The organism is Clostridium porci, assembly GCF_009696375.1.
In the GTDB taxonomy this organism is placed as follows: Bacteria; Bacillota; Clostridia; order Lachnospirales; family Lachnospiraceae; genus Enterocloster; species Enterocloster porci.
In genome coordinates, this window is the sequence record NZ_VUMD01000064.1 from 1 (window position 1) to 1,455 (window position 1,455).

At 40.1% G+C, this 1,455-nt stretch carries 1 protein-coding gene; it reads right to left on the bottom strand.

All coding sequences use genetic code 11. The features are described from left to right. The coding region (locus tag FYJ39_RS20360; protein ID WP_154474121.1) for a tyrosine-type recombinase/integrase at window positions 1-1,178 on the bottom strand (1,178 nt) is incomplete at its 3' end. Window positions 1,179-1,455: the final 277 nt, after the last annotated feature.

Below are 1,455 nucleotides of genomic sequence, written 5' to 3' on the forward strand. Positions count from 1 at the left end.
TCCGTCAATGGATTGTAGATATATCCAAGGGTGGTATTTAAGTTGCTATGTCCCAGCAATTCCCGTATACAGTCCAGCGGCACGCCACTGGCGTTTAGGTTGCTGGCGAACGTCTTTCTCATTTTGTGGGTGGACTTTGTAGACAATCCCTGACGTTCTGCATATTTTTCCAGTACATAGGCAATCTGCCTTGATGTAAGCCGTTCTCTGTCCCTCATAAAAATGTAATCGCCGGTATGCTCTATCTTTTGCAGGATATTGATTGCTTTTGGAACCAGAACCACGAATCGGTCACGGTTTGTCTTTGTATGCTCCACTACCTCATATTGGTTTGTAACCTGATTTCTGACTTCTTCACGGACAATATGCAGATGGTTGATATTGATGTAATCGTCCCATTTCAGGGCTACCAGTTCCCCTACACGTAAGCCGAGCAGGAAATTTAATTTGACAGCCAAGAATGCAGTATCAAGCGTTCCTGTATACATGCGGTCAAGATACTGGTTCAGGTCTTTCAGTTCGTCCGAATTATAAGTTTCGGTCTTGCCTGTTTTTCTGACTACTTGCTTAAATTTAACAAGAATCTGAACCTTGTCCATGGGGTTCTCCAACAGATATTTTTTCCTGATGGCATATTCAAACATACCATTTAAGATGGTCTTAATATTGCCCCATTCCTTACGGGGAAGATTAAATTCCCTTACTATGCGGTTACACTCTGATTCCAGCAGTAATTCATCTATTCGTTTGATTTTCTTGTTATGTAGGGCAGATGGTTCAAAATATTTGCTGTAATGCTGTTTGTGCCGTTTTATGGTATTGGGACTATTGGTTACAGTCTGTTTATATGTTAACCATTCCTCATATAGTTCGTAAAAAGTCATTTTGTCAATGTGCGAATTTTGGAAGTATATTGGAATCAGTTTATCCAATAATTCATCTTCCGTCTGTGCCTTGATATTCTTTCTTTTTCCGTCTGTACCTTTGTAGCAGGTCTGCCACCGTCCCCCCTCTTTTGCTGGTGGGGTGATGGCGTAAGTATGTATCTTTCGGACTTGTTCTCTCTTTGTTGACATAAGCGTATCAAGCACACTGTCTGCACTGATTATACCGCAGTCAAGTGCTTCTTTCAATAAAGAAAGATTGAAAATTTCCGAAGTATTTTTATTGTCATTCATATACGCCGCCTTGCAACAGGCGCAGGGAGCAAAATTTTATTTTGGGGATTGATAGATTGAATTTTGATATGGTTTATGATTTTATAATTTGTAAGTATGATTATTTTCGTTATAGTTTTATTGGTTTGTAGTGGTTTTATCAGCGTATATTGTGAAGTCCCAACGCCTGTCAGATTTAATTGTTAAATGGTGTATCTGCCCTGTCAACCGGCTGGAATCCATGCAGATAATCAGTAGTGTCATATTCCTGCCATTCACCGGGAGCCGTGTATATCCT